Genomic DNA, 24,462 nt, shown 5'->3' on the forward strand with positions numbered 1-24,462 from the left:
ATCATGGGGTTTTTGTGTGCGTGATACTGATCGTTCCCAAGCTCTGCGTGGTAACGCCTACCGGGCTGAATTCCACGCAGAGCTTGGCAGCGAATTTTTTACATCGGTGCCGGTTGGATGATCTCGACCCAGTACGCATCCGGGTCTTTGATAAAGGCCAGGCTCTTCATGCGCCCGTCGTTCAGGCGTTTCTGGAAATCGCAGCCCAGCGCTTCGAAACGTTCGCACGCCGCACGGATGTCCGGCACGGAGATGCAGATATGGCCGAAGCCGCGCGGGTCGGTGTTGCCGTTGTGGTAGGCGAAATCCGCGTCGTTCTCGGTGCCGTGGTTATGGGTCAGTTCGAGAATGCCAGGGATCGATTTCATCCATTCGGTACGGGCGGCGGCGTCAGCCGGAATCTGGTTTTTATCAACCAGCGCCAGGAAATACAGACTGAACTCGGCTTCCGGGAAGTCGCGTTTTTCCACCAGCGAAAAACCCAGGATGCGCGTGTAGAAATCCAGGGACTTGGTGATGTCCTTGACCCGTAGCATGGTGTGGTTGAAGACGAACTTCTGGGTGGCGGTGTCAGGTTGAGCGGTCACGCCGGGGAAAGTGTTCAATTCGTGCAGGCTCATGGGCCCTCCGGAAAATAAGTGGGGCTAACGAATGGCGACAATGATACGCAAGGGCTGGGACATCACCAAACGCTAAGAGTCTGCTATTGCCTGACGGACGGGTGAGGCTCAGACTTTACGGTTCAATCCGTGAGTGCTCATTGCAATGATCCGATTCTGTAAATCGACGTGGGTCCTGATTTTCCTGTTGTCAGGTGTCGCCAGCGCTCAAGCGGATGCACCGGTGGTGACCTGGCCGAAGGGCTGGGAGGTGGAAGCCGTTCCGCAAGATGATGCCAAACCAGGGGTTTCCCGACAGCGCGCGGTGAAAGTCGACCAAGGCGGCACGCCGGTAATGGTGATGGAATTGACCATGACTCAAGTAGAAAGCGGTCATCAGGTCAATCTTGAGGGTGTGCTGCTGGAAATGCGCAAGTCGGTGCAGAAGGACTTCTTTCAAGGCGGCTATCAAAGTGTCTGCAACAAAATTCATCCGGCGACCTTGAGCCGCTTATCGGGATTGGAAACTACCTGCACGATTACGCAGAATGGTCGACATGTGCTGTCGCAAACATTGGTCGCGGCGGTGGATGCCGATAAGGCTTATGTTCTTTCCTACGCGGGGCAGGCTGAGGCTTATAAGGCAAGTGAGGATGAAATTGCGGCGGCTCGTAACAGCTTGAAACTTTAGTTGCGGGTTTGCGTGACTGCAGATTTCAGCGCGATCTGAAATCTTTAGATACCCAAACGGATTAAGCATAAAGTTTAGTCGGCAAGTAGCGAGTTGAACGACTCCCCTCGTTGCATTGAGAGGCCGGCCATAAAAAAAGCCCTGCATTGGCAGGGCTTGTTTATCACCGCGAGCGCTTAGCCTCGCAGCCAGGAATCTACGGTGGCGGCACCGTATTGTTCCTTCCAGGCTTTCAGGCCACGGTGGTTGCCGCCCTTGGTTTCAATCAGCTCACCGGTATGCGGGTTGTGATAAACCTTGACCACACGGGCGCGACGGGTTTTAGGGGCTGCTGCCTGCAGACCGGATTTTGCCGGGTTCGGATCGAGGATGGCGATGATGTCGCGCAGGCTTTTGCCGTAGGTTTTCATCAGCCCCTGGAGCTTTTCTTCGAATTCGATTTCTTTCTTGAGCCCGGCATCATTCTTCAGCGATTCCAGCTGCTTGAGCTGTTCTTGAAGGGCCTTCTCAGCGGCACGAAATTCAGCGAGTCTGGACAAATTCATTACTCCAATAGTGTGTTTGGCTGATACCAACCGCAAACAAAGCTATAAGCCAAGAGCCTTGAAGCGACTCGGTGATAGTGGCTCACCTGCCAATCTTGCGCAGGCATGAAAAATTGTAGTAGTTAATTGGCCAAGAGTAAATCCTGTCTTTTTCTTCATGTAACTACAGTAGTCTTTTGATTCAATTTGGTGCGCTGCTTCGTTGCATCGTCGCTTAAACCGCAGGTTAATGGTGCCTTAATGCATTAATGAATTCGGCTCCTGGCATCGGTCGACCGAACAAATAACCTTGCAGAAAGTTCACGCCGTGTGCGGCCAGATAGTCACTTTGCTCCTCGGTTTCCACGCCTTCGGCGACGATGCCCAGATCAAGCTTGGCCGACAATTCGATAATGCTGTCCAGAATGTGCCGGGAAAGCGCGTCAACGCCGATCATCGCGACAAAACTCTGATCGATTTTCAGAAAGTCCACATTGAACTGACGCAGATAACCGAGGCTTGAGTGACCTGTGCCAAAGTCATCGATAGCGATCATTACGCCCAAGGTGCGAAGCTGCTCGAACAGCTGGTGCGTAATGGCCGTTGGTTCGATCAGTTCGCGCTCGGTCAATTCCAGCACCAGGTGGATGGCCCCTGGTGCGAAGGCACTGAGAAACTCCCGGCAGTCTTCGACCAGGTCCAAGTCCTTGCAATGACTGGCGGTGATGTTGATGCCAATGTGAAATGGCCCATCGAACGAAGCAGCGGCAGGCGCCAACAGCGCCGCGGTGTGCCGCATCAACGAGCGGGTCATTGGCACGATCAACCCGGAATGCTCGGCAAAAGGAATGAACAGGTCCGGGCGTACCAGGCCTTCCTTCGGGTGATTCCAGCGCATCAACACTTCGGCGCCGGACCAGGTTTTAGTATCGCCATGCACCACGGGCTGAAAGTACGGAACAAACTCACCTGCCTCCAGCGCACGCTGCATTTCATGGCTGGGGGACGACGAGCGTTTTTGCAGGACATGTCCGATTGCGCCCGAGACCACGCCGAAGAAGATCAGCAAACTGAACAGCGGTGGGTACTCGCTGTTCATGTAGCGCCAGGTTTCACCCTCGGGGAAACCGGCTGCGACCGTAAAGCCATAACGCGTGGACGTCAGTTTGCTCTCGGCTACGGGCGGGACGGGAAGGGCGACATCGTGAACCTTGCCGTCGGCGGATAACCAGTTGGGACCGACTTGCAGCAACAGGATCGTCTTGCGACCAATCATGCGCAGCACGTTGCTCAGGTGATAACCGTCCAGCGTACTTAAAGCTCCCTGTTTTCCTTCGCCCAGTCGATACACCAGTATCGCAGTGTCAGGCGTGACCAGGTTGCCTTTCATCAGTAGCAACCGGCCTTTGGAGTAGTCGCCGGCACTGAGCTTTTCGTGGTAGTCACCGAACAAAGAACTGCAATAAATGCTGTCGTCCCACACCAGATTCGTCGCGCGCACGAATGGACCGCGGGTGACCTGTTCACGCAGGGCCAATTTGACGTCTTTGCAGTTTTGGCCGGCCAGCGGCAGCAGTTCTCGTGCCGCCTGGGCGTTACGGTCGAGCATCAGTTCGAATTGGCGGATGGCTTCTTCGGCCGTCAGCTCGGTGCTCTGCTTGAGCGCACGCTCGGCCTGCATATAGAGAATGACAACCCCCAACAGCACCGGGAGTACCCCGCTCAAAACGGTCACAGCCATTCGTTTGCCGCGTTTGTGGGTCTTGGCGTTTAGTGGCATTCACAAAGCCTGTGACGAAGGGATACGGCTCTCAAATGCAGGGAGGACAACGGCACGCCTCCCAAAAAAGAGTTCAGGTAGTGGGCATGATAGATGGCTGTCGGTACTTATGCCGGTCAACGATAGTCAAGGTTTGTAGCCATTTGGATAAACGCCAGCGTTGCGGGCGACGATTGACGTTGGTCGAGCACTGCCAGGCCCACCTGCCGATTGACGGATGGAGACAGCGGTTTTTTCACGTAGCGGCTGTCGTTGTCGTCGGGCAACGAACCTTCGGCGACCACGGTCACGGCATCGCCTCGGCCTACCGTGTCGAGGGTGCTGAGCAGCTGCGAGCAGCGATAACGGATGTTCGGTGTCAGCCGGGCAGCCGTGAACAGCCGTGAAACCAGCTCCGAAGACCCGGCTTCGGTCAGCACGAACGGGTCGTGACACAAGTCGCTCAAACTCAGGCTGTCGCGACCGGTCAGCGGGTGATCGGAGGGCAACAGCGCGACCATCCGGTCTTCGATCAGCCTGAAGGTATCGAAGCGATCTTCGGGCAGCACCACGAAACCGATATCGATTCGTCGTTCTTCCAGCCACTGGATAATCTGCCGGTCCGGACCTTCGTCGATGTGCACTTCGATACCGGGGTGAGCGGCGCGGTAGTGCGCCAGGATCTGTGGCAGCAGTTTGATCGATGAGGTGGGGCCGAACGAGCCGATGCGCAGGGTGCCGCGCTTCATCCCGCGAGCGTCGGCGGCTTCCTGGCGCAAGGTGTCGGCCAACCCGAGCATGGCCCGGGCGCGCGACAAGAGCTGTAGACCGATGTCGCTCGGCTCGACTTGGGACTGGTGGCGCCGGAACAACTCGACACCCAATTCCTGTTCCAGCGACTTCAAGGCATGCGACACCGCCGATTGGGAGATCCCCAGCCGATTGGCCGCCGCCGTGAACCCGCGCAGTTCGGCGACCAGCGAAAAAATCTCGAGTTGTGTCAGGGTCATGAGTCTTTACTCATTTTACGATGATCATGCATTAGTCAAATGATACGTCATCTTCCCTGACTGAAGTCCTTGCACCTCATGAATGCTTACGCGCAAACAACCTCATCGGATGTGCCGGTTTATTTGAAACTCGCCGCCGTCACCATGATCTGGGGCGGGACGTTCGTGGCTGGCCGGTTTCTCGCGGACAGCCTCAGCCCATTGTTCGCCGCCAGCCTCAGATTCCTCCTGGTCAGCGTGGTATTGCTGCTGTTTTTGCTGCTGGCCCGCGTACCACTGGCGAAGCCGAGCCCCGGGCAGTGGCTGCAACTGGCGCTGCTGGGGTTCTTCGGCATTTTCTTCTACAACCTGTGCTTCTTTTATGGACTGCATTACATCAATGCATCGCGAGCGTCATTGATTGTGGTGCTGAATCCCGCCGTGATCGGACTGGCGTCGTGGCTGCTGTTCAAGGAGCGCTTGAGTCGGGCGAAGGTTATCGGGATCGCGATCTGTATCGCCGGGGCGAGCCTGGTGATCGTCAGTCGCAACCCGCAGTTACTGGTCGACAACGCCGACGCGTGGATCGGTGACCTGCTGATTTTCGGCTGCGTGCTCGGCTGGGGGATTTACTCGCTGTTCTCCAAAGAACTGAACCACTCCCTGGGGCCGGTGCAGACGGTGGCGTATTCGATTCTGCTCGGCACCCTGATGCTGTGGGTGGCAAGTGCGATACGGGGTGAACTGAGTGTCAGCGCGCTCATGAGCCTCGGTCCGCAGCAATGGATGAGCCTGATGTACCTGGGTGTATTGGGCTCGGCGCTGGCCTACATCGGCTATTACGATGGCATTCGCCAAATCGGCGCGACACGTTCGGGGGTGTTCATTGCCCTGAATCCGCTGACGGCGGTGATCCTCGGCGCGTTACTGTTGGGCGAGCAGTTGACGCTGGCGATGTGCCTGGGAGGCGGGCTGATTCTCGCGGGGATTTTCCTGTGCAACAAACCCCTTGCGCGAGCAGGGAAAAAGGGGATTTGATACAGAAGGCGGACAAACCTATTTACGCTGTGTAGAATCGGGTTACGCATACAATAATAATCGTCTTCTGCCAGCAGAAGCCTCGCCCGCATCAGCCTTGGGTCGACAATGAAAAGTTTTGGGTTTCAATTGATCTACGGTGACTTCCTCGCCCGCAGCGTGCGGGGCATCTCCTGCGCGCCACCCGCCGGCTTCAGCATTCTTAGCAACTAACGTTCCGTTAATTCTAAAAAATGATGAGGCGCCAAAATGGCAGATTTATACGAAAACCCAATGGGCCTGATGGGCTTTGAGTTCATCGAGTTCGCATCGCCGACCCCGAACACCCTGGAGCCGATCTTCGAGATCATGGGCTTCACCAAGGTCGCGACCCACCGCTCCAAAGACGTGCACCTGTATCGCCAAGGCCAGATCAACCTGATCCTCAACAACGAACCGCACAGCGTTGCTTCGTACTTCGCGGCCGAGCACGGCCCGTCGGTGTGCGGCATGGCGTTCCGCGTCAAGGATTCGCAACTGGCCTACAAGCGCGCGCTGGAAATCGGCGCCCAGCCGATCCACATCGAAACCGGGCCGATGGAACTGAACCTGCCGGCGATCAAAGGCATTGGCGGCGCGCCGCTGTACCTGATCGACCGTTTTGGTGAGGGCAGCTCGATCTACGACATCGACTTCGTGTTCATCGAAGGTGTTGACCGCAACCCGGTCGGCGCCGGTCTGAAAATCATCGATCACCTGACCCACAACGTGTATCGCGGTCGCATGGCGTATTGGGCCAACTTCTACGAGAAGCTGTTCAACTTCCGTGAGATCCGTTACTTCGACATCAAGGGCGAATACACCGGCCTGACCTCCAAGGCCATGACCGCGCCGGACGGCATGATCCGCATCCCGCTGAACGAAGAATCGTCCAAGGGCGCCGGGCAGATCGAAGAGTTCCTGATGCAGTTCAATGGTGAGGGCATCCAGCACGTGGCCTTCCTCAGCGATGACCTGATCAAGACCTGGGATCACCTGAAAAGCATCGGCATGCGCTTCATGACCGCGCCACCGGAAACCTACTACGAAATGCTCGAAGGCCGCCTGCCGAACCACGGTGAGCCGGTCGATCAGCTGCAATCGCGTGGGATCCTGCTGGACGGTTCGTCCGAGTCGGGCGACAAGCGTCTGTTGCTGCAGATTTTCTCGGAAACCCTGATGGGGCCGGTGTTCTTCGAATTCATCCAGCGTAAAGGCGACGACGGTTTCGGCGAAGGCAACTTCAAGGCACTGTTCGAATCGATCGAACGTGATCAGGTTCGCCGCGGTGTACTCGCCACCGATTAAGCCGCTTCACCGTTAAAACTGCAGGAGTGAGCCTGCTCGCGATAGTGTCGTCAAATTCAACATCATTGTTGACTGACAGATAGCTATCGCGGGCAGGCTCACTCCTGCATTTGGTTTTGTGTAGGGCTTAAGGTTTGCGATGCCGAACCAGGTGCTTGAACCCTTCAAACACCAGCACCACCACCGCCAGCCAGATCGGAATATAAGTCAACCATTCCCCGGGCTTGATGCTTTCCCCAAGCAGCAACGCAACGCCCAGCAGCAACACCGGTTCTACATAACTCAACAGCCCGAACAGACTGAACGGCAACAACCGGCTGGCGATGATGTAGACCACCAGCGCCGACGCGCTGATCACTCCGAGTATCGGGATTAGCAGCGACAACCACGGGTGTTGATCAAACACGCCGAAACCCTGTTCGCCACTCTGCACGAACCAGAATGCCACCGGCAGCGTCAACGCCATGTCCAGCCATAAACCGCCAAGGTTGTCGGCGGCCAGGCGCTTGCGCAGGATGAAATACAAGGGATAGCCGATGCAGACCAGCAAGGTTGCCCAGGAAAAACCACCGACCTGATACACCTCGTTGATCACCCCAAGGCAGGCCAGCACCACGGCGATTTTTTGCAGATACGAGAGGCGCTCGCCATAGGCGATCCGCCCGGTCAGGACCATGGTCAGCGGCAACAGAAAATAGCCGAGCGACACATCCAGGCTGTAGCCGTTGAGCGGCGCCCACATGAACAGCCAAAGCTGCACGCCGAGCAGGGCAGAGGAGGCGATCAGGCCGGCGATCAGTTTGCGATTCCCGGCGATACGCCGAAAAATCTCGACCACGCGTTTCCATTCGCCGGAAACCATCATGAACACGGTCATGCACGGCACGGTCAGCAGCATGCGCCAGCCGAAAATCTCCACGCCGCTCAAGGGGGTGAGCAGCGAGGTGTAGTAATACATGACGGCAAACAGCACCGAGGCCGAGACCGATAAAGCGATACCTTTAGACAAACTGCCCTCGCGAGGTTGAACGTGAAACGGGCGCAGAGGATACGTGGTTTTCACGTTCAGTATTGACCAACATCGATCGAGTGCGAGAGCGGCGCTTCGGTCCTAGCTCAGAAGGCGAATCGGCTCACCCGCCGACCACGCTTGAATGTCCTCGATCATTTGCGAAAAGAACTGATGGTAGTTCTGTTGGCTGACGTACCCGACATGCGGCGTCGCCAACACGTTGTCCAGCGTTCTGAACGGATGATTCACCGGCAATGGCTCGATGTCGAACACATCCAGTGCCGCCCCCGCGAGGCGATTCTTTTGCAAAGCCTTGATCAGCGCAGCCTCATCGACAATCGGTCCGCGGGCGGTGTTGACCAGCAGCGCCGAGGGTTTCATCCAGTCCAGCGCCTGGGCGTCGACCAATCCGCGGCTGCGATCACTGAGCACCAGATGAACCGACAGCACATCGGCCTGCTCGAACAGTTCCTGCTTGCTGACATAGGTCACGCCCACTTCAGCGGCACGTTCGGCCGTGAGGTTTTCGCTCCACGCGATCACCCGCATCCCGAACACCTGACCGAACTGCGCGACCCGTTGGCCGATGCTGCCAAGGCCGAGGATCGCCAGTGTCTTGCCGTGCAAGTCACCGCCCAGGCCTTGCTGCCATTTCCCGGCGCGCAAGGCATTGGCTTCGGCCACGAGATTGCGGGTCGCGGCCATTATCAACGCCCAGGTCAGTTCTGGAGCGGCGTGTTTGTAGCTGTCGGTGCCACTGACCTGGATACCCAGTGCCGCAGCGGCCTTGAGATCCAGCGCAGCATTACGCATACCACCGGTGACCAGCAGCTTGAGTGTCGGCAATTGGCGCAGAAGATCTTCATCGAAGCGGGTGCGTTCGCGCATTACGCAGATCACTTCGAATTTACCCAGACGCTCCGCCAGGGTTGCGTTGTCGGCGGGGTAATCATGGATGAAACTCACCTCGCCGAGGCTGTCCAGCACTGACCAGTCGACCACGTCACGGGCCACGTCCTGCCAATCATCGATCACCGCAATCTGCACCGCCATCAGCCTTACCTCATTAACGCACGGGATTGGTTTTGTTCAGCCAGTCGAGCAATGCCTGGTGGAATTTCGCCGGTTCTTCCATCTGCGGCGCGTGGCCCATGCCGGGGAATTCAACCAGTGTGGACTGCGGAATCAACTTTGCCACTTGCTTGCCGAGCACGTCGTAATGACCGAGCCTGGCCTTGACCTCCGGGGAGGCAATGTCACTGCCGATGGCCGTGGTGTCGGACGTGCCGATCAGCAACAGCGTCGGCATCTTCAGGTCCTTGAACTCGTAGTACACCGGCTGGGTGAAGATCATGTCGTAGATCAACGCCGAGTTCCAGGCCACCTGTGTGTGCCCCGGGCCTTTGTTCAAGCCGGCAAGCATATCGACCCAGCGATCGAATTCAGGCTTCCAGCGGCCACCGTAATAGGTGTTGCGTTCATAGGTGCGGATGCCGTCGGCGCTGAGCTTGAGTTCGCGCTCGTACCACTGATCGACGGTGCGATAGGGCACGCCAAGGGCTTTCCAGTCTTCCAGGCCAATGGGATTGACCAGCGCCAGTTGCTCGACCTGATCGGGGTATTGCAACGCATAGCGTGTGGCGAGCATGCCGCCGGTGGAGTGCCCGAGCACGCTGGACTTCTGGATGCCAAGCGCTTTGAGCAGTTGCTGGGTATTGGTCGCCAGTTGCTGGAATGTGTACTGATAGTTATCCGGTTTACTGGAGGTGCAGAAACCAATCTGGTCCGGCGCAATCACCCGGTAACCGGCTTCGCTCAGGGCTTTGATCGAACTGTCCCAAGTGGCGCCGCAGAAGTTTTTACCATGCATCAACACCACGCTGCGCCCGTTGGCCTTGCCGTGGGCGGCGACGTCCATGTAACCCATCTGCAAGGATTTGCCTTGGGACTCGAACGAGAAGTGCTTGACCGTATACGGGTACTCGAACCCTTGCAGTTCCGGCCCGTATTCCGGGCCTTCGGCGTGAGCCAGAACAGGCAGTGCAGCGGTCAGAAACAGGCCGGGCAGCCAACGGGAGAGGGGAAGGGACATGGGTGAACTCCATAGAAAACCCGCCGATGCTGGATCGGCATGATTAGGGCGACATTAAAGACAGGCAATCGCCGCCGCCGATCGTTCAACCGATCCAGCCGAGCGTGGCCAGGGCCAGCACGCCATAACGAGCACCTTTGGCGAGCGTCACGATCAGCAGGAACCGCCCAAGCGGCTCGCGCATGACGCCGGCCACCAACGTCAGCGGGTCACCGATGATTGGCACCCAACTCAGCAGCAATGACCAATGACCATAGCGTTGATAGTGTTTTCGGGCCTGTTCCAGATGGCGCGGGCTGACTGGAAACCAGCGCCGGTCGCGAAACCGCTCGATGCGACAGCCGAGCCACCAATTCACCACCGAGCCGAGGACATTACCCAGCGTCGCGACGGCCAGCAGCAACCATAGCCAATACTGTTCGCTGAGCAACAGCCCCACGAGCAGCGCTTCGGACTGCAACGGCAGCAAGGTCGCGGCACCGAACGCCGCGAAGAACAGCCCGATGTAGGCGCCACCCATCAATGGGCCGGGTAGTCCGCCACCACCACATCAGTGCCGTCCTTTTTCAGGCCGATCACTTGATAGGCATCGCTCATGCCGTCCATTTCCATGCCCGGCGAACCCATAGGCATGCCCGGTGCCGCAACACCCAGCAGGTCATTGCGTTTGCTCAAGGCCAGGACTTGATCCGCAGGCACATGGCCTTCGACGAATTTGCCGTTGATCAGGCCGGTGTGGCAGGACGCCAGGCGTGGAGGCACGCCGTGCTGCTGCTTGAATTCGCTCATGTTGGATTCGACGTGGTCTTCAACCTTGAAGCCGTTGGCCTCGAGGTGGCTGATCCATTTTTTGCAGCAGCCGCAGTTGGCGTCACGGTGGACTTCGATCGGGACCAGGTCGGCGGCCTGGGCCATGGAGGAGATAAAAAGGGCGCTCAGGGCGACCAGACGCAGGTGGATTCGCATGGGGGATCTCGTCTCGGGTTGCGGCCAAAAAGATGCATTTTGACCATTTTTTGCCGGGAAGAGATACGAGGTTGTTTCGAAGTAATACAGGTACGCCAAGCTGTCGTGGCGAGGGGGCACGCCCCCTCACCACAAAGATCCTCACCAGACCCAACTCCCCGGCCACAGGGAGCATGTGTAATTCAGCAGCGATCAACGAACCTTGAACCGCCCCATGATCGAGCTGACTCGCGCGTTGGCTTGCAGCAGTTGTTGGGTATTAAGCTCGCTGGCCTGGCCGCTTTTCACCAGCTCATCCACCATGTGACGGATCTGCACCATGCTGCGGTTGATCTCTTCGGTCACCGCGCTTTGCTGCTCGGCGGCGGTGGCGATCTGCGTACTCAGGCTGTTGATGTGGCTGACCGAGCCGGCCATTTCATCCAGGCCCGTGTTGACCCGCGCCGTGGCGTCGGCGGCAGACTGGCAACTGGCCTGGGTATTTTCCATCGCAGTTACAGACGAACTCACGCCTTGGGTCAGGCGCTTGAGCATTTCATTGATTTGCGAAGTGCTGGCTTGCGTGCGGGCGGCGAGGGCGCGGACTTCATCGGCGACGACCGCGAAACCGCGACCTTGCTCACCGGCCCGGGCCGCTTCGATCGCGGCGTTGAGCGCCAGTAAGTTGGTCTGCCCGGCAATCGCGCCAATCACCCCGAGGATTTCGGTGATGCGTTGCGCGTCTTCCTGCATGCTTTCGACCTTATGGGTGGCGCTCGCCACTTCGTCGATCAAGGCGATCACGCTGCTGGACGCTTCACCGACCACGACCCGTGAACGATCGGCGTTCTCGTTGGCGCGCTGGGTGAAGGCCGCCGTTTCAGCGGCATTCTGTGCGACGCTTTCGGCGGTCGAACTCATCTCGGTAATCGCCGTGACCGTCTGATCCGTTTCAGACGCATGGCGCACCAGAATCTGACTGGTGTGGGCGGAAGTCCGCTGCAGGTTGTCCAGGCTGGAGGCCATGGCACCGGTGGCCTGGGTGACTTCGCCGATCATGTTCTGCAAATAAATGATGAAGGCGTTGACCGAGTGCCCGATGGCGCCCAGTTCGTCTTCGGCGCGGATAGTGATGCGCTTGGTCAGGTCGGCATCGCCCGCGGACAGGGCATCAATGTTGGCTTTGAGGATTTTCATCCGCTGGATCAGTTGGCGAATCGCATAGATCTGCAGCAACACCAGCAGAATCACCATCGGGATTTGCAGCAGGCTCAAGGTACTGAGCACATCGTCACGCTGGGCGGTGATCAGCGAGGTCGGCAGGGCCGTGGCGAGGAACCACGGGGTGCCTTCGATCGGGCGCATGAAGAAGGTGTTGGCTTCACCGTTGTTGTCGAACTCGACCCGCTGCGACTGATCACGGTTGTGCAGGCCGGCCTTCACTTGACTGGCGAACGGCGAGTTGCCGGCCAGCTCACTGATGTTCTTCAGCACGATTGGCCCACTGATCCGCGAGCTGTTGCTGATGATCTTGCCGTCGGCTTCGACGATCAGCATTTCGGCGCCGAGGTCTTTTTCCTTGCGGGCGATCAAGTCATTGAAGAAGCCCAGCGTCACGTCGATAGTCGAGACGCCATACGCCGCGCCATTTTTCTGAATGGCCATGGCGCAGTTGGTCCGTGGCTCGGCGCTGGCGTCATCTTTATAGGCCGCGGCCCAGGCGCATTGGCCGCGCGGGGTTTGCATGCCGCCCTTGTACCAGGTCTGGTCGTAATAGTTGGGAGCGGCGTCACTGTTCCAGAACGTATTGACCGCCAGCTTGCCCGAGGCGTCGCGGTGCCAGAAGGTGCTGAACTTGTTACGCCCGGCCTCACGCTGGCCGGGTAACGGCCAGATACCGCCTCCGAACACTTTCAACTCGCCGTATTGATCGACCAGGCCTGGCAGCACCGTGTCGATGGCGGCGCTGTCGAGCAACGGAATGGTCTGGGTGATGCTGCGCTGTTGCGCCTGAACCTTGTTCAGTTCGCCCTGGATTTGCTCGGCCACTTCGGCGATGCGGTTGAGGGCCACCTGTTCTTCGGTGTGACGAAGCTTGGGGGCGACCAACTGGCTGATGCCGACCACCGTGAGGACGAATAACAGAAGGATGAACAGGACCAGAAACAGCGTGTAACGAGCCTGGATGGTGCGGAATGCGGGCATGGGACCGGTCCTTGTGCAGCGTTCTTATTGTGGTTTTCGGAATGAAAATCGGCGCTTCGAAGAGCTATCGGCTTGCAAGGGACGAGCTTTAGGTACGAGCGTGCTAGAAAGGGGCAGGGTGACGAGCGGTCAAGGGCCGGACAGTGTCGATGTTGATACAAATAAACTAACCAAGACGTACAAGAGGCTGATTAGTTGGCTAGACCTCTTTTGAAAAGAATGTGTAGACCAATGAAACAAGGCGCTTGGTGCTTTGTATCTAACATGTACAAAAATTGTAAAAACTGGAAAAAAGTTGTTGGTATGGCTAGTTGCCAGGCCGATACTCGGCGGCTCTAAAACTGGACTTAACAAGGAATTTTTTATGGTCACGCAGTCGGGAGTTCATTCATGACTATCGGCTACACAGGGGCCTGGACTCCCAAGGCAGGGTTGCTGGTTCAGGATACGGGCGGGGGCAAACCTGTCACCCACAGCGCCAGGGTCAAGCAGATGCTGGCACTGGTGGGGACCAATCCAAACGCGCTGAACACGGCGAAAATGGATGAGCAGAAAATCCATCGGAACGTGAAAGGCTTTGACCCGGAAAATGTCTCCGCCAAACAGCTGGGCAATCTCAGCGCCTTTTTGCGAGGCAAGGGATTGATCTCCGATATCACGTCGATGACGTTGATGAACGCCGGTGACAAATTCGACCGGTTTGGTATTCAGAAAGACCCGGATGCAAAATTCAATGCGCTGGAGTATTTCGCTACGCAACTGGACACCATCCAGAACAACAGCATCAAGGGCGACAGATACGCCGCCGGCCTGATTCCGGAATACAAGACGGCGATTTATGTGCTGCAGAACCTGCAGGCTTACGGCAAGGGCAACGGTACAACGGTGCCTGCTACCGACGGTGGCGTCAGATCCAAGGCTTGATGTTCGCAGTGCCGGCCCACTCAGACCGAGTGGGCCAGGCGTTGGTTACCGATCTAGTAACTTCATGACTTCCTCTGGATAGCGCAAGCCTGCAGTGGCATTGGCCGGGAAAATCGCTTCCAGGGCGTGCAAGTCGTGGTCGCTGAGTTTCACCTCCAGTGCGCCAACGTTTTCTTCAAGGTATTTACGCTGTTTGGTCCCGGGAATCGGGATCAGGTAGTCACCTTGCGCCAGCACCCAGGCCAGCGCCAATTGGCCCGCCGTCACCCCTTTGTCGGCTGCCAAGGCTTGTACCTGCTGCACCAGCAACAGGTTTTTCGCGAAATTTTCCCCTTCAAAGCGCGGGCTGAAGCGCCGGTAATCGTCGGCGGCAAAGTCATCCGGGCTTTTCAGTGCCCCCGTCAGAAAGCCACGACCCAATGGGCTGTAAGGGACGAACGCAATGCCCAGACGCTGGCACGCAGCCAGGCAACCGTTCTCTTCCTGGTCACGGCTCCACAGCGAATACTCACTTTGCAGGGCGCTGATCGGATGAACCTTGTGTGCCCGTTCCAGCGTGGCCACTGACGCCTCACTCAAGCCCAGATAACGCACCTTGCCGACTTTGACCAACTCGGCCATGGCGCCGACGGTTTCCTCAATGGCCACCTGCGGATCGATCCGGTGCTGGTAGTACAAATCCAGGGTTTCAACGCCCAGTCGTTTGAGCGTGCCGTCGATAGACGTGCGAATGTAGTCCGGTCGGCCGTTGACGCCCCGGGCGCCGGGATTGGACGGATCGCGGACAATGCCGAACTTGCTGGCCAGGAACACCTGCTCGCGTTTGCCGACGATGGCCTTGCCGATCAACTCTTCGTTGGTGTGCGGGCCGTACATGTCTGCGGTGTCGAGCAGGTTGATCCCCAACTCCAGCGCCCGATGCAGGGTGGCGGTGGCTTCACGGGTATCGACACCGGTCGTATAGAAATCGGTCATGCCCATGCAGCCCAAACCGATGGCAGAAACCTGTGGGCCGTTTTTGCCCAATTGACGTGTTTGCATGAAATGAACTCCCTGTGGTGTAAGCCTCCAGTGTTGACCTCGACAGAAACAAGATAAACCGGCTACAACTGCTATCACTGTTCGCAATTTCTAAATAATCAACCGGATCGCCTGACAATGGACCGTTTTAACGCCATGCGCGTGTTCACCCGAATCGTCGAGCTGGGCGGCTTTGCCAAAGCGGCGGACAGCCTGCAATTGCCCCGCGCGTCGGTGACCATCCTGATCAAGCAACTTGAGGCTCACCTTGGCGTGCAACTGCTGCAACGGACCACGCGGCAGATCAGCCTGACCCTCGACGGCGCAGCCTATTACCCCCGTTGCGTGCGGTTGCTGGCCGATCTGGAGGAAACCGAAGCGGTGTTTTCCGCCGCCCGCAACAACCCCAAAGGCTTGCTTCGAGTGGACATGCCGTCCGGGATCGGGCGCCTGATCGTGATTCCGGCATTGCCGCAGTTCACTCGCCGCTATCCGTTGATCGAACTGGATATCGGTTTGAATGACCGACCTGTCGACCTGATTCGTGAAGGCGTCGATTGTGTGCTGCGCGGCGGGGCGGCGCTGGATGAGTCACTGGTGGCGCGGCCGCTGGTCATGCTCGACCAGATCACCTGCGCCAGCGCCGAGTACCTGGCGCGCCATGGAACCCCGCACAATCTGGCTGACCTTGAGGGCCATCAGATGGTGGAGTATTTCTCCGGCACTACCGGCAAGCGGTTCGGGCTGGAATTCATGGTCGATGATCAACTCCGGTTGATTGACCTGCCCAAGCACGTGTCGGTCAACAGTGCCGACGGGTACCTGGCTGCTTGTGAGGCGGGTTACGGACTGATCCAGACGCCGTACTACCACGTCGCCCGCCAATTGAAGGAAGGGCGTTTGTGCGAAGTATTGAACGCGACGCTGCCCCCCGGCATGCCGTTGACGGCGCTCTATCCCCCACACCGCCAGTTGTCCCGGCGGGTGAGGGTGTTTGTCGACTGGCTGGTGGAGCTTTGCGCGCAGCCGGGCAATGAGTTTTACCGAAAAGACTTAAGCGGCTGAGCGAGCGCTGCCCAGTGCTTCGGTGTTTTGCTGCAAATCGTCGTGCAACTGTTGCATGTAGGGGAAATGCAGATTGAGGGACTGAGGCCGCGCCCCTCGATGAAACAGGGCAAACCATCCATGACTGCCGGGAGCGGGCATCAACCCGGTAAACGAGAAGCCAAGCGTCGTCAAACTGCGCAAGTCTTCGGCGAAGTGTCGCGACAGCGCAAGTCGGGTCGAGATCATCCAGTGACCGGGCAATTGCCGGATCTGGTCGAGCAGACGTTTGGTCAGACGGTGAATGACCATGTCGAAGCGGTGATGGTGCTGCTTGATCTGCAAGGGTATCGAAGGTTGTGGGGGCATTTCTGGATGGGTTCCGAACAGCGAACTCAGGTGCTGCATAAACCCCCGGTAGCGTTCGGGCCAGGGAATGTCGGGAAGAGGACGCGCCTGCCCTTCGACCACGTGGCAGCCCATCACAATGGTTTCCGGGTGCGGTTCGGCGAAGGGCGAAGGAACGTAGTCGGGCAGCACTCCCGTGCTGTGGAAACCGATGTTTGCGGCCATGCGTTGCGTGTACGGATGGTGGGTCACTTGCTTGATCAGGACGCTCTTAAAGCCCAGTGCCCCGGCCTGCAACAGTAACTCCCGGCCCAGGCGTGTCGCGATACTTTGCCCCTGCGCCGCGGGATGCACCACGCTGAGAGCCAGTTCCGCGCTCTGCGGGGACGATTCGTGGCATAACGCGGCATGCCCCAGAACGCGTACATCATCCACCGCCAGCATCGATTTCCAGCGACCCTCGGCGGTGTGCTGGCTGATCATGTGCGGCAGGTAAACATCCGGTTGAACGTAATGATCGCCATAAACCTCGCGAAACAACTGGCTCACGGCACGGGCATCGGAAGGGCGGTAGCGTCGAAAAATCAGATGAGACATCACGCAGTCTCCAGCGATGGCGCGTCATAGGGGCGCAAATCCAGGACCCGCATCTGTTTGCCGGAACGAGGGTGAAGCTTCAGGTCGGTGACGTTGCAGGACAGCACTCGCAACTCCAGCAGCCCTTCGCGATTCAGATGATCGAGCGCGGGGTAATGGGCCATAAGCGCTTCATACAATGCCAGGCATCGTGGGGCGGTGGCCACGGCGTTTGCGTCAGGCACCCATGTCACACTGACGATGTCCTTGTAGCCGTCATGTTCGATGCGCAATTGCCATTGGTCGGTGCCAGCAACGCGCTGGACGATCTGTCGCATTTCGTCGATCAACAACGACGCCGACCCCACACGAACCCGCTGACTATGGGCACTACGCCCCTTGAGGGCGAATTTGCGCATCGGGGTGTTGGCGGGCTCACGCCAGCAGGCGCGGTCGCCTACCGGATAACGCAGCAGCGGCATGAGTTGGCGGGTCAGGTTGGTCACCAGCAATAATCCGGTGTGGTCGCATTGTTCAATGACTTCACCGGTCAGTTCGTCGACGATTTCCAGCAGGGTCTGGGGTTCGAATACCCGATGCTCGCCCAAGGCGCAGTCGCGGCTTGTCGCGCCGATCAGGCCCGCATCGACACTGGCGTAGCCGATTGAGGCGATGCGCACATTGGGAAATACCTGGGTGAGGATGGCCAATTGCGGGCCGAACAGGCTTTCGCCGCCGTACAGCAACGTATCAACCCCACACAGCACCCGCTGATGCTGATTCAGGTATGCGGCGAATTTCAACAACTGCGCCGGCACACCCACCAGCACGTTGATCCGGTGCTGATCCAGCGCATCCGCCAGGACATCCATGCTGACTTCACCGGTGAACGGAAACTCACAGATGGACCTTTTGACGTGCGCCAGCGAGTCGTGGATGAACAGAAAACTGGCGTAGAGATCGCCGGAAAAGAACAGGTTGGCGACCCTGTCACCGTCCTTCAGTTGAGAGGAAACACTGTTTCCAAACGTACTGACCAAGGCTTGCCACTCGCGGGTCGAGTAAACCGTCAGTTTGCCCTGACTGGTGGATCCGCCGGTTTTAAACACCAACGCGTCTTCGATGTTGCCGGTCAGCACAGGCCAATGATTCAGGTCGTTACTGTCAGCCCAATAGTCGGCCACATTGGTCAGCGGCAGGTCTTTTAAAGTAATACCTTCTGCCGGTAAGTGTTGCAGGTGTTTGCGATAGAAGTTTGAGTGTTGCCTTATATAAGGCAAGAGTTGTTCAAGCGAATAAGTTGTTTTCACTGGGTTCTCTTTTTTTTATCAGGCGTTGTGAGATTAAAAGACAAACGAGATGTTTAATGTCTGTTGTCGATAACCAACGGTGTTTTTCCGCTGTGTTTGTTTTTGGTGAATTCGGATTCAGCACACTCGTGAACTTCTATCGTGATCAGCGCGGCATTCACGGCATTGGTCAGTGCGGCGTGGGTCAATAACTTTTCATACGCCTTTTCGGCCTCCAGGTTCACTAAAACCTTCAGCCGCTCGCTGCCATCGCAGGCGTGGTCCAGCACAAGTTGAACGGGCAGGCCGAGGCTGTCCTGCAGCGCCGACGGTGAAATGAATTCCGTGCCCATCCGTATCAGCTTGCCGTGGCGCTGCAGCAATTCGAATCGCGGTGAGTCGAGCCCGCAAGGGCAGGCTCCGGATATCCAGCGACCGGTGTCCCCCACGTCATACCGGCGCACGGCCTGGCCTTGCCGGGCCCGAGAGGTGAACAGCAGCCGGCCGATCTCATCGGCTTGCACCGGAGAATCGTGTTCGAGATGCACGATTTCCAGATGCTGGGTATCGCACATCAAATGAAAGACGCCGTCTGCCGTTGCCGCGCAGGCATGCCCCAGCGGACCGGCATCGACCGAGCCATAAATCGCGGAGCGAATCGTCGAGACTCCGCAGCTTTCCATCAGGCGCAGGCTGGCCTGGCCAGGGTGCTCGCCGCCGAGGAACACTTTGCTGATGCCCGAGTACGCGCGAAGCTGGCTTTGTTCGTTGAAAAACAAGCGATGTAACGTACTCGGCATGCCGATCAGCACGGTGATGCGATGATCCACGATCATTCGGGCCATTTCGCTGAAGTCATCATCGTGCGGCGCCCCCATGGGGAAATGTGTAACGCCCATCAATTCCAGAACCTTGGTGAAGCTGGAGAATCCCCCATACAGGCTGCCGCCGTAAAACAGGTTCATCACCCGATCCGTTGACGGGTCGAGACCGGCGGCGAACAGGCCGTCTGCCGCCGCGCGCATCTGCCGTTGAAAGTCCTGATAGCTGAACCCGGCCAGGGCTGGCGTGCCGCTGCTGCCCCCAGAGCGGAAAAACAGCTGGGCCATGGCGTTGATCGGCTGGGTCATGAATGTGTTTTTGTCCATGATCGGCTCATGGCGTGTATCCGCAGCGGTTGGCAGCGCGTCGAGTGTTGCCCGGCCAGGCACGGCCTCAGGCGACAGACTCACCGAGAGGCGGCGACTGAAGCGCGACAGCGCGTAGACGCCGTCATGGGGTTCCCCAGGGTAACCGTCATGAATCAGCCCGCACGGGGCAATACGCGTGACGCCGGCATTGACCAGCGAGCGCACCAACCCGGGCGTCTGCACCGCAGAACACATCAACACGCAGCTTTGCAGGACGGTGCGCCAAGGCAATAGCGTCTCGGCGATCAAGTGTTGCGGCACCGGTTTGAGCAGCAGTGTACGAAACAGCGGCGAGGGCGCGAGCGTCTGATGGTGATCCCAGATGACCCTCCATCCCGGGCCGGTCCAGACCTGACCAGTCTGCTGCGCAAAGCAGTGTTCCAGCCTCGCCATCGCGGTACGGGTGGTGACTTCCGAAGCCTCCTGGTCAGTAGGAACCAGCGCCGGCCAATGTGAGGAACGACGTGTAAAGGCTTTGGCCAGACGTTCACCCAGGTCCAGCAAAACCGCCGGATCGTTGCTGTCTACCAGCAGCCATTGCGGGCTGGAGCAAGCTTGCTGATCCAGACTGCACACTTCATCCACCAGCGCGTCCAGCGCCGAATCGCTCGCCGCCTCGGGCGACAGATAAGCGAAGCTGATCCTGTGGCCCCAATCGATCCAGCGACACCCGGCCGGGATCTGCTGACGAATCGCTTTTAGCGCGTTTTCACCACCCCAGGCGGCGACGCCATCGGCGCGGGTGCAGAGTTGCGCTATCTGAGCCGTGCTGACCGGCAGCACCGCGATGAAATCAGCCAACTGGCCACTGGTGTCGCAATGCACCAGCGCGGCGAGTAACCGGGCGGTCAATCCTTGATCGCTGGAGCTGGGGCGCAGCCAGTTGATGTTGCCGGCCAACAGGCTTTCCAGGACCGCGCAGAACGCCAGCATCGGCGCATTGCCCGGCGTGATGTGCACCACCAGCCCCAGCGGATGCCAGCTTTCAAAACAGGCTTGCCGGTAATCAATACGCCGTAACGAACGCGGTTGCACACCCAACTCACGTTCAAGTTTGGTGGTGAGGTGGCTGCGTTGGCAGAAGTCGACAAGCCCCAATCGTTGATCGTTGTCGAGGGGCACATCCAGTCGGCCAGCTTGCAATTGCAGGGCAAATCGAGCCGCTGCGTCGATGACGGTGTCGCTGTCGATCGGTGCATTCAACCGCTGTGGCAATTGTGGATACAGTTGCTCGAGGGCTGTCTCGAGGGTGATATCGTCCCGCAGTTCACCATTGATCAAGTACATGTCAGGCTCCTTCAATCAGTTCAGACGCGGCCATTGCGCAGCTTCGGCTGGCGGTCGTTCCGGCGCGTCCGTGCAGTTCAAACCAGTCGGTCTGCAAGCCGCATCCGCAGCTGGCACCAGAGTGCAGCGTCGCCAGGTCGCCCATGACAACGGCGTGCGCGGGGCTGGACGAAATGTACGGCGACACGAACTCCAACAAGCCGCGCTGACCGTAGGGTTGAACAGTGAAACTGGTTGGGTTGCGCACGAAGACCTTCGAATACACCGGCACATGGAAATGCTGCCGAGCACACTGGATGTAGGGCACGGCATGCTCGACAGCGCCGTAACCGTCCCGGCAGCGGGACAGGTCGATGCCCAATTGGCGGTGGATGCGTTGATACAACTGCGACAAAGGAATTTCCTGTGCGGCCTGGGTTTTCCAACCCCCCCCGAGAAACACCAGGGACTCGGCCGGTAGCTTCAGATCCGCGACGCCGGTGTCTTCCATGTGCTGCAACGCGTGGGAGAGGAACGCCGGGAAGCCGAGAATGCGCACCGGCAATCCTTCTTCGGCGAATTCCTGCAAGGCGCGGATCACCCCAAAAACATCGAACGCGTGACCGTTGCCCGTCAGGCGCAATCCATAAGCGATGCGGTTGACCGGCGCATAGCTGCACAGAAACTGGTCGGTGTACGCAGTGCCCAAGGTGATCGCAGCCTTGGGTTCATAGCTCAGCAGCAAGTAGTTGCAGGGACTGTCCGGAGTGTCCCAGCCGTAATGGCGAAAAATGTGGCTCACCATGCCCTGGGCGGCCGCCATGCTGCGCCGGTCATAGCGCAGGCGACTTTTCTGGCCACTGGTGCCGGACGATGTCAGCTCCAGCGCGCCTTCGCCCGTAGGGCCGAACAACAGGTGACGTTTGAAATAGTGAGCGAAAATCGGCGGTAGTCTTGACCAGTCATCCAGTGTCGCCAGGTCTTGAGCGACCAGCCCGTTGCTGTTGAGCCAGCGCTCATAGCCAGGCGTGTGGTGACAATGAAACAGGCTGATTTCCCCCATGGCCCGCTCGAACAGGCCTTCAGGCACGGAATCCAGGCAATAGGGTTGCGTTAACGCGCAAAGCGCATCGGTGTGGGTTAAATGGATCATCGAAGGACCTTTCGGGTGGAGTCAGGCAGCAAGCGGGAGGTGAGAACGCCGCAGAAAAAGGCGCAAGGGCAGCAGGCACATGAGCCCTGCAATAGCCGCCATCAGGGCGAAGGATTCGTGGTTGTCACCGGCACCGGCCGCCGCAATCAGCGAGCCGCCGCCGCCCATGACGGCGATCGAGATCATGCCGATCATGGCCGAGACCAGGCCTTTGCTGTCGTCGCTTGAAAACAGCGCGAGCCGGTACAGGGCGGCGTTGCTCATGCCAAGGCCGATGGCATAAACGGCCAGGGCGCTGATGAGCAAAGGCGTAGACGCCCCGTAGAAACTGCTGGCGAGCAAGGCGAGGAGTCCGCCGCAAAACGGCCACAACGCGTATCGAATCAGTTGCGGCAATTCAGTGTCGGCGATCAATCGATTGAGTATCAGGTTGCCGAGAATGACGGCCGCAAACACCGGGATCTGCCACAGGCCGTACTGCAAGGGTGATAGTCCCTGATTGTGAATCAGCAGGAGCGGAGCCAGCCCGATCCACGCAATCAAGGGCAGGCTCATGACCCCCAGCGCGACCGAGGCGCTGAGGAATCGCGGGTTGCCGAGCAAGGCGGCATAACGGCGCACGGTGCCGCGCCATTCGAACGGCACCGCCGCCAGTCGCTGACCGTCATGACGCGAGGTACCCACGGTTTCCGGCATGAACAGGTAAAGCCCGAGCCAGACCAACAGGCCGCCGATACCCAGCAGTAAAAACAGCTGCCGCCAGGACAACCACTCCAGCAGCAGGCTGCCGAGCAAAGGCCCCAGCAGCGGAGAGAGCAATGCAACGTTGCCCAGCAACGCCATGATTTTTACTGCGTCGGCTTCGCAGAACACTTCTTGCAAGGCTGGATAGCTGACCGCGATGACAAATCCCAGCCCCATGCCCTGAATCACCCGCAAGCCGTTGAATGCATAAATGCTGTGCACGCTGAACGCGGCGGCACAGGACAGGGCGAATAAACCGCAACCGATGAGCAACATCGGTCGGCGACCGAACTGATCCGACAGCGGCCCAATAAGCCATTGCAGAAGAATGCCGCCCGCCAGATAAAGATTGAAGGCGTAGGGGACATGTCTCCCGCTGGCATTCAGATCATGAGTGACGGTCAACATGGCGGGCATGATCATGTCGCTGGCCATATACGTCAGAAGTTCAAAAAAAGTAATGGCAAGGCAAAAGCCGAACACCTGATAGGGGCTAATATTTATGAGCGGTTTGTGCATGGCATCCCTGTTCTTCTTCGTGAAGTTAAATAGTGGGTCTTATTGCGATGCGCCAAGATTAATCAAGCGGGTATGAATACCTCAAACGGACTATTAAGACTGAAAGCTTCAATAGTTTTCGCCAGGTTTCGATGGGGGGAGGGCAGTAAAAAAAGAAGGGAAAGTGTATGTACGAAAAATGCCCGCAACGGGGCGGGCATTGGTTCAGCAATCACGGGATATCCGCTTTTCTTACAAGCGGATGTTCAATTACTTACGCGTCATACGTTATCGATGCTGGTAATAACCCGGTCCACCGCGATCGTAATGGTGGTCGCCGTGCCGGCCACCGTGGGGGAAAACGATGCAGCCGCTCAGCATCAGCAGCGCGAGCAGGGGAATCAGCCGTGTGATTCGACGGAACATTTGAAAATCCTCATGGTTATCGCCGTAATAAAGCCAAATCTCTTCATCGGCTGTAACATGAGACCCCGTTTGCAGCGTCCCATTCCTGCACAAAGGTAGGGGCTTGGCATGCTTTCGGATACAAACCGGACACATTTTTCAGGTTCAGGAATTCGCAATGACTCAGTCGCAACGTTTGAAATACTCGATTCTGATCTCCCTGGTGGTGTTGGGGATCATGTTCGGCCTTTCGTATCTGCAAAACGCAGGCGTCATCAGCGAGAAGCTGTTTCAGTACATCGCCATCGGCGTCGCGGTGATCGTGGTGGTGGTCAATGGTGTGATGCGTCGCAAGGTCAAGCCTTGAGCGACGCACCTTGACCTGATCAGTCGCGATGGAGCATGGCTACAGCGTGCGGATGCAGGCTGTAGCTTTTGTCGGCATTGAGGGTGATCACGCCTTCGCTGCACAAGCGTTTCAACACTTCTCGCACACTCAGAAAGGACAGGGGAATATCCAGGTCCAGCAAATGGCCGTGCACGCCTCGCACGCCCAGGCTGCGCTCGCTTTCGGCGGCGGTCAGCAAGGCGTCGATGACCTTGAGGCGAATCAGGCTGGTTCGCAGGCCGAAGCTTTTGAGCAGCAATCTGATCCGCTCGTTACCATTACGCTCGCCTCGTTGACTGAAGACCCCGGAGTCCATGGCTGAACGCTTGGGCGCGTGACTACCGTCCGTTGGCAGTTGCGAGTTGTACATGCAAAAACTCCTTTTCCGAGCCGGCCAGGAAATGTGATGGGTGCTCTCATTCAATAAGACGTATGAG

At 58.1% G+C, this 24,462-nt stretch carries 23 protein-coding genes and 2 pseudogenes; 6 read left to right on the plus strand and 19 right to left on the minus strand.

What is annotated here, in order from left to right:
* Nucleotides 1-98: 98 nt before the first annotated feature.
* Nucleotides 99-620: a lactoylglutathione lyase gene (gloA, locus tag BLU63_RS26280; RefSeq protein ID WP_010460703.1), complete on the minus strand. Its 522-nt coding sequence runs from the start codon at nt 618-620 to the stop codon at nt 99-101.
* Between the two features lie 145 nt (nt 621-765).
* On the opposite strand from gloA, the gene BLU63_RS26285 reads away from it, so the two are divergent.
* Nucleotides 766-1,290 carry a DUF4946 domain-containing protein gene (locus BLU63_RS26285; protein WP_077747746.1) on the plus strand — a complete coding sequence of 175 codons (525 nt, stop codon included), beginning with the start codon at nt 766-768 and terminating at the stop codon, nt 1,288-1,290.
* A gap of 176 nt (nt 1,291-1,466) precedes the next feature.
* Here BLU63_RS26285 and BLU63_RS26290 read toward each other — a convergent pair whose 3' ends face one another.
* From BLU63_RS26290 to BLU63_RS26300, 3 genes are all read right to left on the minus strand, one after another.
* The gene (locus BLU63_RS26290; protein ID WP_077747869.1) at nt 1,467-1,829 is read right to left on the minus strand and encodes a histone-like nucleoid-structuring protein, MvaT/MvaU family; all 363 of its coding nucleotides are present in this window, start codon (nt 1,827-1,829) and stop codon (nt 1,467-1,469) included.
* Between the two features lie 232 nt (nt 1,830-2,061).
* Nucleotides 2,062-3,594: an EAL domain-containing protein gene (locus tag BLU63_RS26295; RefSeq protein WP_083376637.1), complete on the minus strand. Its 1,533-nt coding sequence runs from the start codon at nt 3,592-3,594 to the stop codon at nt 2,062-2,064.
* A gap of 116 nt (nt 3,595-3,710) precedes the next feature.
* Nucleotides 3,711-4,583 (minus strand): LysR family transcriptional regulator, encoded by an 873-nt coding sequence (locus tag BLU63_RS26300; RefSeq protein ID WP_010460697.1) that lies wholly within the window; start codon nt 4,581-4,583, stop codon nt 3,711-3,713.
* A 78-nt stretch (nt 4,584-4,661) separates the two neighbouring features.
* Here BLU63_RS26300 and BLU63_RS26305 point away from each other — a divergent pair, with 78 nt between their 5' ends.
* A complete protein-coding gene (locus tag BLU63_RS26305) occupies nt 4,662-5,600 on the plus strand; it encodes a DMT family transporter (RefSeq protein ID WP_083376638.1) in 939 nt (312 codons plus the stop codon).
* A gap of 249 nt (nt 5,601-5,849) precedes the next feature.
* A complete protein-coding gene (gene hppD, locus BLU63_RS26310) occupies nt 5,850-6,926 on the plus strand; it encodes a 4-hydroxyphenylpyruvate dioxygenase (protein ID WP_010460695.1) in 1,077 nt (358 codons plus the stop codon).
* A 127-nt stretch (nt 6,927-7,053) separates the two neighbouring features.
* Here hppD and rarD read toward each other — a convergent pair whose 3' ends face one another.
* From rarD to BLU63_RS33905, 7 genes and pseudogenes are all read right to left on the minus strand, one after another.
* Complete coding sequence (gene rarD, locus BLU63_RS26315) at nt 7,054-7,935, minus strand: EamA family transporter RarD (RefSeq protein WP_010460694.1); 882 nt, start codon at nt 7,933-7,935, stop codon at nt 7,054-7,056.
* A gap of 102 nt (nt 7,936-8,037) precedes the next feature.
* Nucleotides 8,038-8,991 (minus strand): D-2-hydroxyacid dehydrogenase family protein, encoded by a 954-nt coding sequence (locus BLU63_RS26320; protein WP_083376639.1) that lies wholly within the window; start codon nt 8,989-8,991, stop codon nt 8,038-8,040.
* Between the two features lie 13 nt (nt 8,992-9,004).
* Nucleotides 9,005-10,030: an alpha/beta fold hydrolase gene (locus tag BLU63_RS26325; protein ID WP_083376640.1), complete on the minus strand. Its 1,026-nt coding sequence runs from the start codon at nt 10,028-10,030 to the stop codon at nt 9,005-9,007.
* Nucleotides 10,031-10,115: 85 nt separating this feature from the next.
* Nucleotides 10,116-10,550, minus strand: coding sequence for a YqaA family protein (locus tag BLU63_RS26330; RefSeq protein ID WP_077747751.1), 435 nt, complete (start codon nt 10,548-10,550; stop codon nt 10,116-10,118).
* Nucleotides 10,550-10,996 carry a DUF411 domain-containing protein gene (locus BLU63_RS26335; RefSeq protein WP_010460685.1) on the minus strand — a complete coding sequence of 149 codons (447 nt, stop codon included), beginning with the start codon at nt 10,994-10,996 and terminating at the stop codon, nt 10,550-10,552. Before BLU63_RS26335 ends, BLU63_RS26330 begins: the two co-directional genes overlap by 1 nt.
* Nucleotides 10,997-11,188: 192 nt before the next feature.
* Nucleotides 11,189-11,713, minus strand: a pseudogene (locus BLU63_RS33900) (methyl-accepting chemotaxis protein); the annotation flags it as partial.
* Nucleotides 11,714-12,052: 339 nt separating this feature from the next.
* Nucleotides 12,053-13,180: pseudogene (locus tag BLU63_RS33905) on the minus strand (cache domain-containing protein); the annotation flags it as partial.
* A 390-nt stretch (nt 13,181-13,570) separates the two neighbouring features.
* On the opposite strand from BLU63_RS33905, the gene BLU63_RS26345 reads away from it, so the two are divergent.
* Entirely contained in the window at nt 13,571-14,104 is a 534-nt protein-coding gene (locus BLU63_RS26345; RefSeq protein ID WP_010460681.1) for a hypothetical protein, read from the plus strand.
* 45 nt (nt 14,105-14,149) lie between these two features.
* Here BLU63_RS26345 and BLU63_RS26350 read toward each other — a convergent pair whose 3' ends face one another.
* Complete coding sequence (locus BLU63_RS26350; RefSeq protein ID WP_077747752.1) at nt 14,150-15,145, minus strand: aldo/keto reductase; 996 nt, start codon at nt 15,143-15,145, stop codon at nt 14,150-14,152.
* Nucleotides 15,146-15,262: 117 nt separating this feature from the next.
* On the opposite strand from BLU63_RS26350, the gene BLU63_RS26355 reads away from it, so the two are divergent.
* Entirely contained in the window at nt 15,263-16,189 is a 927-nt protein-coding gene (locus tag BLU63_RS26355) for a LysR family transcriptional regulator (protein WP_083376642.1), read from the plus strand.
* On the opposite strand, the gene BLU63_RS26360 is transcribed toward BLU63_RS26355, so the two are convergent.
* From BLU63_RS26360 to BLU63_RS33110, 6 genes are all read right to left on the minus strand, one after another.
* A complete protein-coding gene (locus tag BLU63_RS26360) occupies nt 16,178-17,113 on the minus strand; it encodes a GNAT family N-acetyltransferase (RefSeq protein WP_083376643.1) in 936 nt (311 codons plus the stop codon). The two genes, BLU63_RS26355 and BLU63_RS26360, sit on opposite strands and share 12 nt — an antisense overlap.
* Nucleotides 17,113-18,402 (minus strand): phenylacetate--CoA ligase family protein, encoded by a 1,290-nt coding sequence (locus tag BLU63_RS26365; protein WP_083376644.1) that lies wholly within the window; start codon nt 18,400-18,402, stop codon nt 17,113-17,115. The genes BLU63_RS26360 and BLU63_RS26365 overlap by 1 nt, the downstream gene beginning before the upstream one ends.
* A gap of 53 nt (nt 18,403-18,455) precedes the next feature.
* Nucleotides 18,456-20,858, minus strand: coding sequence for an aldehyde dehydrogenase family protein (locus BLU63_RS26370; protein ID WP_083376645.1), 2,403 nt, complete (start codon nt 20,856-20,858; stop codon nt 18,456-18,458).
* A gap of 1 nt (nt 20,859) precedes the next feature.
* The gene (locus tag BLU63_RS26375) at nt 20,860-21,990 is read right to left on the minus strand and encodes a LuxE/PaaK family acyltransferase (RefSeq protein WP_083376646.1); all 1,131 of its coding nucleotides are present in this window, start codon (nt 21,988-21,990) and stop codon (nt 20,860-20,862) included.
* Between the two features lie 21 nt (nt 21,991-22,011).
* A complete protein-coding gene (locus tag BLU63_RS26380) occupies nt 22,012-23,253 on the minus strand; it encodes an MdfA family multidrug efflux MFS transporter (protein WP_083376647.1) in 1,242 nt (413 codons plus the stop codon).
* 267 nt (nt 23,254-23,520) lie between these two features.
* Nucleotides 23,521-23,658 (minus strand): hypothetical protein, encoded by a 138-nt coding sequence (locus BLU63_RS33110; protein WP_010460667.1) that lies wholly within the window; start codon nt 23,656-23,658, stop codon nt 23,521-23,523.
* Nucleotides 23,659-23,815: 157 nt separating this feature from the next.
* On the opposite strand from BLU63_RS33110, the gene BLU63_RS26385 reads away from it, so the two are divergent.
* Nucleotides 23,816-24,004: a hypothetical protein gene (locus BLU63_RS26385; protein ID WP_010460665.1), complete on the plus strand. Its 189-nt coding sequence runs from the start codon at nt 23,816-23,818 to the stop codon at nt 24,002-24,004.
* A 19-nt stretch (nt 24,005-24,023) separates the two neighbouring features.
* Here the strand turns inward: BLU63_RS26385 and BLU63_RS26390 are convergent, their stop codons facing one another.
* Nucleotides 24,024-24,395, minus strand: coding sequence for a hypothetical protein (locus tag BLU63_RS26390; RefSeq protein WP_010460662.1), 372 nt, complete (start codon nt 24,393-24,395; stop codon nt 24,024-24,026).
* Nucleotides 24,396-24,462 lie beyond the last annotated feature (67 nt).

It is taken from the genome of Pseudomonas mandelii (assembly GCF_900106065.1).
Classification (GTDB): domain Bacteria; phylum Pseudomonadota; class Gammaproteobacteria; order Pseudomonadales; family Pseudomonadaceae; genus Aquipseudomonas; species Aquipseudomonas mandelii.

What these genes read in the sequence shown, in the direction of transcription:
- gloA (WP_010460703.1), bottom strand. Translation starts at nt 620, where the DNA reads ATGAGCCTGCACGAATTGAACACTTTCCCCGGCGTGACCGCTCAACCT.
- BLU63_RS26285 (WP_077747746.1), top strand. Translation starts at nt 766, where the DNA reads ATGATCCGATTCTGTAAATCGACGTGGGTCCTGATTTTCCTGTTGTCA.
- BLU63_RS26295 (WP_083376637.1), bottom strand. Translation starts at nt 3,594, where the DNA reads ATGCCACTAAACGCCAAGACCCACAAACGCGGCAAACGAATGGCTGTG.
- BLU63_RS26300 (WP_010460697.1), bottom strand. Translation starts at nt 4,583, where the DNA reads ATGACCCTGACACAACTCGAGATTTTTTCGCTGGTCGCCGAACTGCGC.
- BLU63_RS26305 (WP_083376638.1), top strand. Translation starts at nt 4,662, where the DNA reads ATGAATGCTTACGCGCAAACAACCTCATCGGATGTGCCGGTTTATTTG.
- hppD (WP_010460695.1), top strand. Translation starts at nt 5,850, where the DNA reads ATGGCAGATTTATACGAAAACCCAATGGGCCTGATGGGCTTTGAGTTC.
- BLU63_RS26320 (WP_083376639.1), bottom strand. Translation starts at nt 8,991, where the DNA reads ATGGCGGTGCAGATTGCGGTGATCGATGATTGGCAGGACGTGGCCCGT.
- BLU63_RS26325 (WP_083376640.1), bottom strand. Translation starts at nt 10,030, where the DNA reads ATGTCCCTTCCCCTCTCCCGTTGGCTGCCCGGCCTGTTTCTGACCGCT.
- BLU63_RS26330 (WP_077747751.1), bottom strand. Translation starts at nt 10,550, where the DNA reads ATGGGTGGCGCCTACATCGGGCTGTTCTTCGCGGCGTTCGGTGCCGCG.
- BLU63_RS26335 (WP_010460685.1), bottom strand. Translation starts at nt 10,996, where the DNA reads ATGCGAATCCACCTGCGTCTGGTCGCCCTGAGCGCCCTTTTTATCTCC.
- BLU63_RS26345 (WP_010460681.1), top strand. Translation starts at nt 13,571, where the DNA reads ATGACTATCGGCTACACAGGGGCCTGGACTCCCAAGGCAGGGTTGCTG.
- BLU63_RS26350 (WP_077747752.1), bottom strand. Translation starts at nt 15,145, where the DNA reads ATGCAAACACGTCAATTGGGCAAAAACGGCCCACAGGTTTCTGCCATC.
- BLU63_RS26355 (WP_083376642.1), top strand. Translation starts at nt 15,263, where the DNA reads ATGGACCGTTTTAACGCCATGCGCGTGTTCACCCGAATCGTCGAGCTG.
- BLU63_RS26360 (WP_083376643.1), bottom strand. Translation starts at nt 17,113, where the DNA reads ATGTCTCATCTGATTTTTCGACGCTACCGCCCTTCCGATGCCCGTGCC.
- BLU63_RS26370 (WP_083376645.1), bottom strand. Translation starts at nt 20,858, where the DNA reads ATGTACTTGATCAATGGTGAACTGCGGGACGATATCACCCTCGAGACA.
- BLU63_RS26375 (WP_083376646.1), bottom strand. Translation starts at nt 21,990, where the DNA reads ATGATCCATTTAACCCACACCGATGCGCTTTGCGCGTTAACGCAACCC.
- BLU63_RS26380 (WP_083376647.1), bottom strand. Translation starts at nt 23,253, where the DNA reads ATGCACAAACCGCTCATAAATATTAGCCCCTATCAGGTGTTCGGCTTT.
- BLU63_RS33110 (WP_010460667.1), bottom strand. Translation starts at nt 23,658, where the DNA reads ATGTTCCGTCGAATCACACGGCTGATTCCCCTGCTCGCGCTGCTGATG.
- BLU63_RS26385 (WP_010460665.1), top strand. Translation starts at nt 23,816, where the DNA reads ATGACTCAGTCGCAACGTTTGAAATACTCGATTCTGATCTCCCTGGTG.
- BLU63_RS26390 (WP_010460662.1), bottom strand. Translation starts at nt 24,395, where the DNA reads ATGTACAACTCGCAACTGCCAACGGACGGTAGTCACGCGCCCAAGCGT.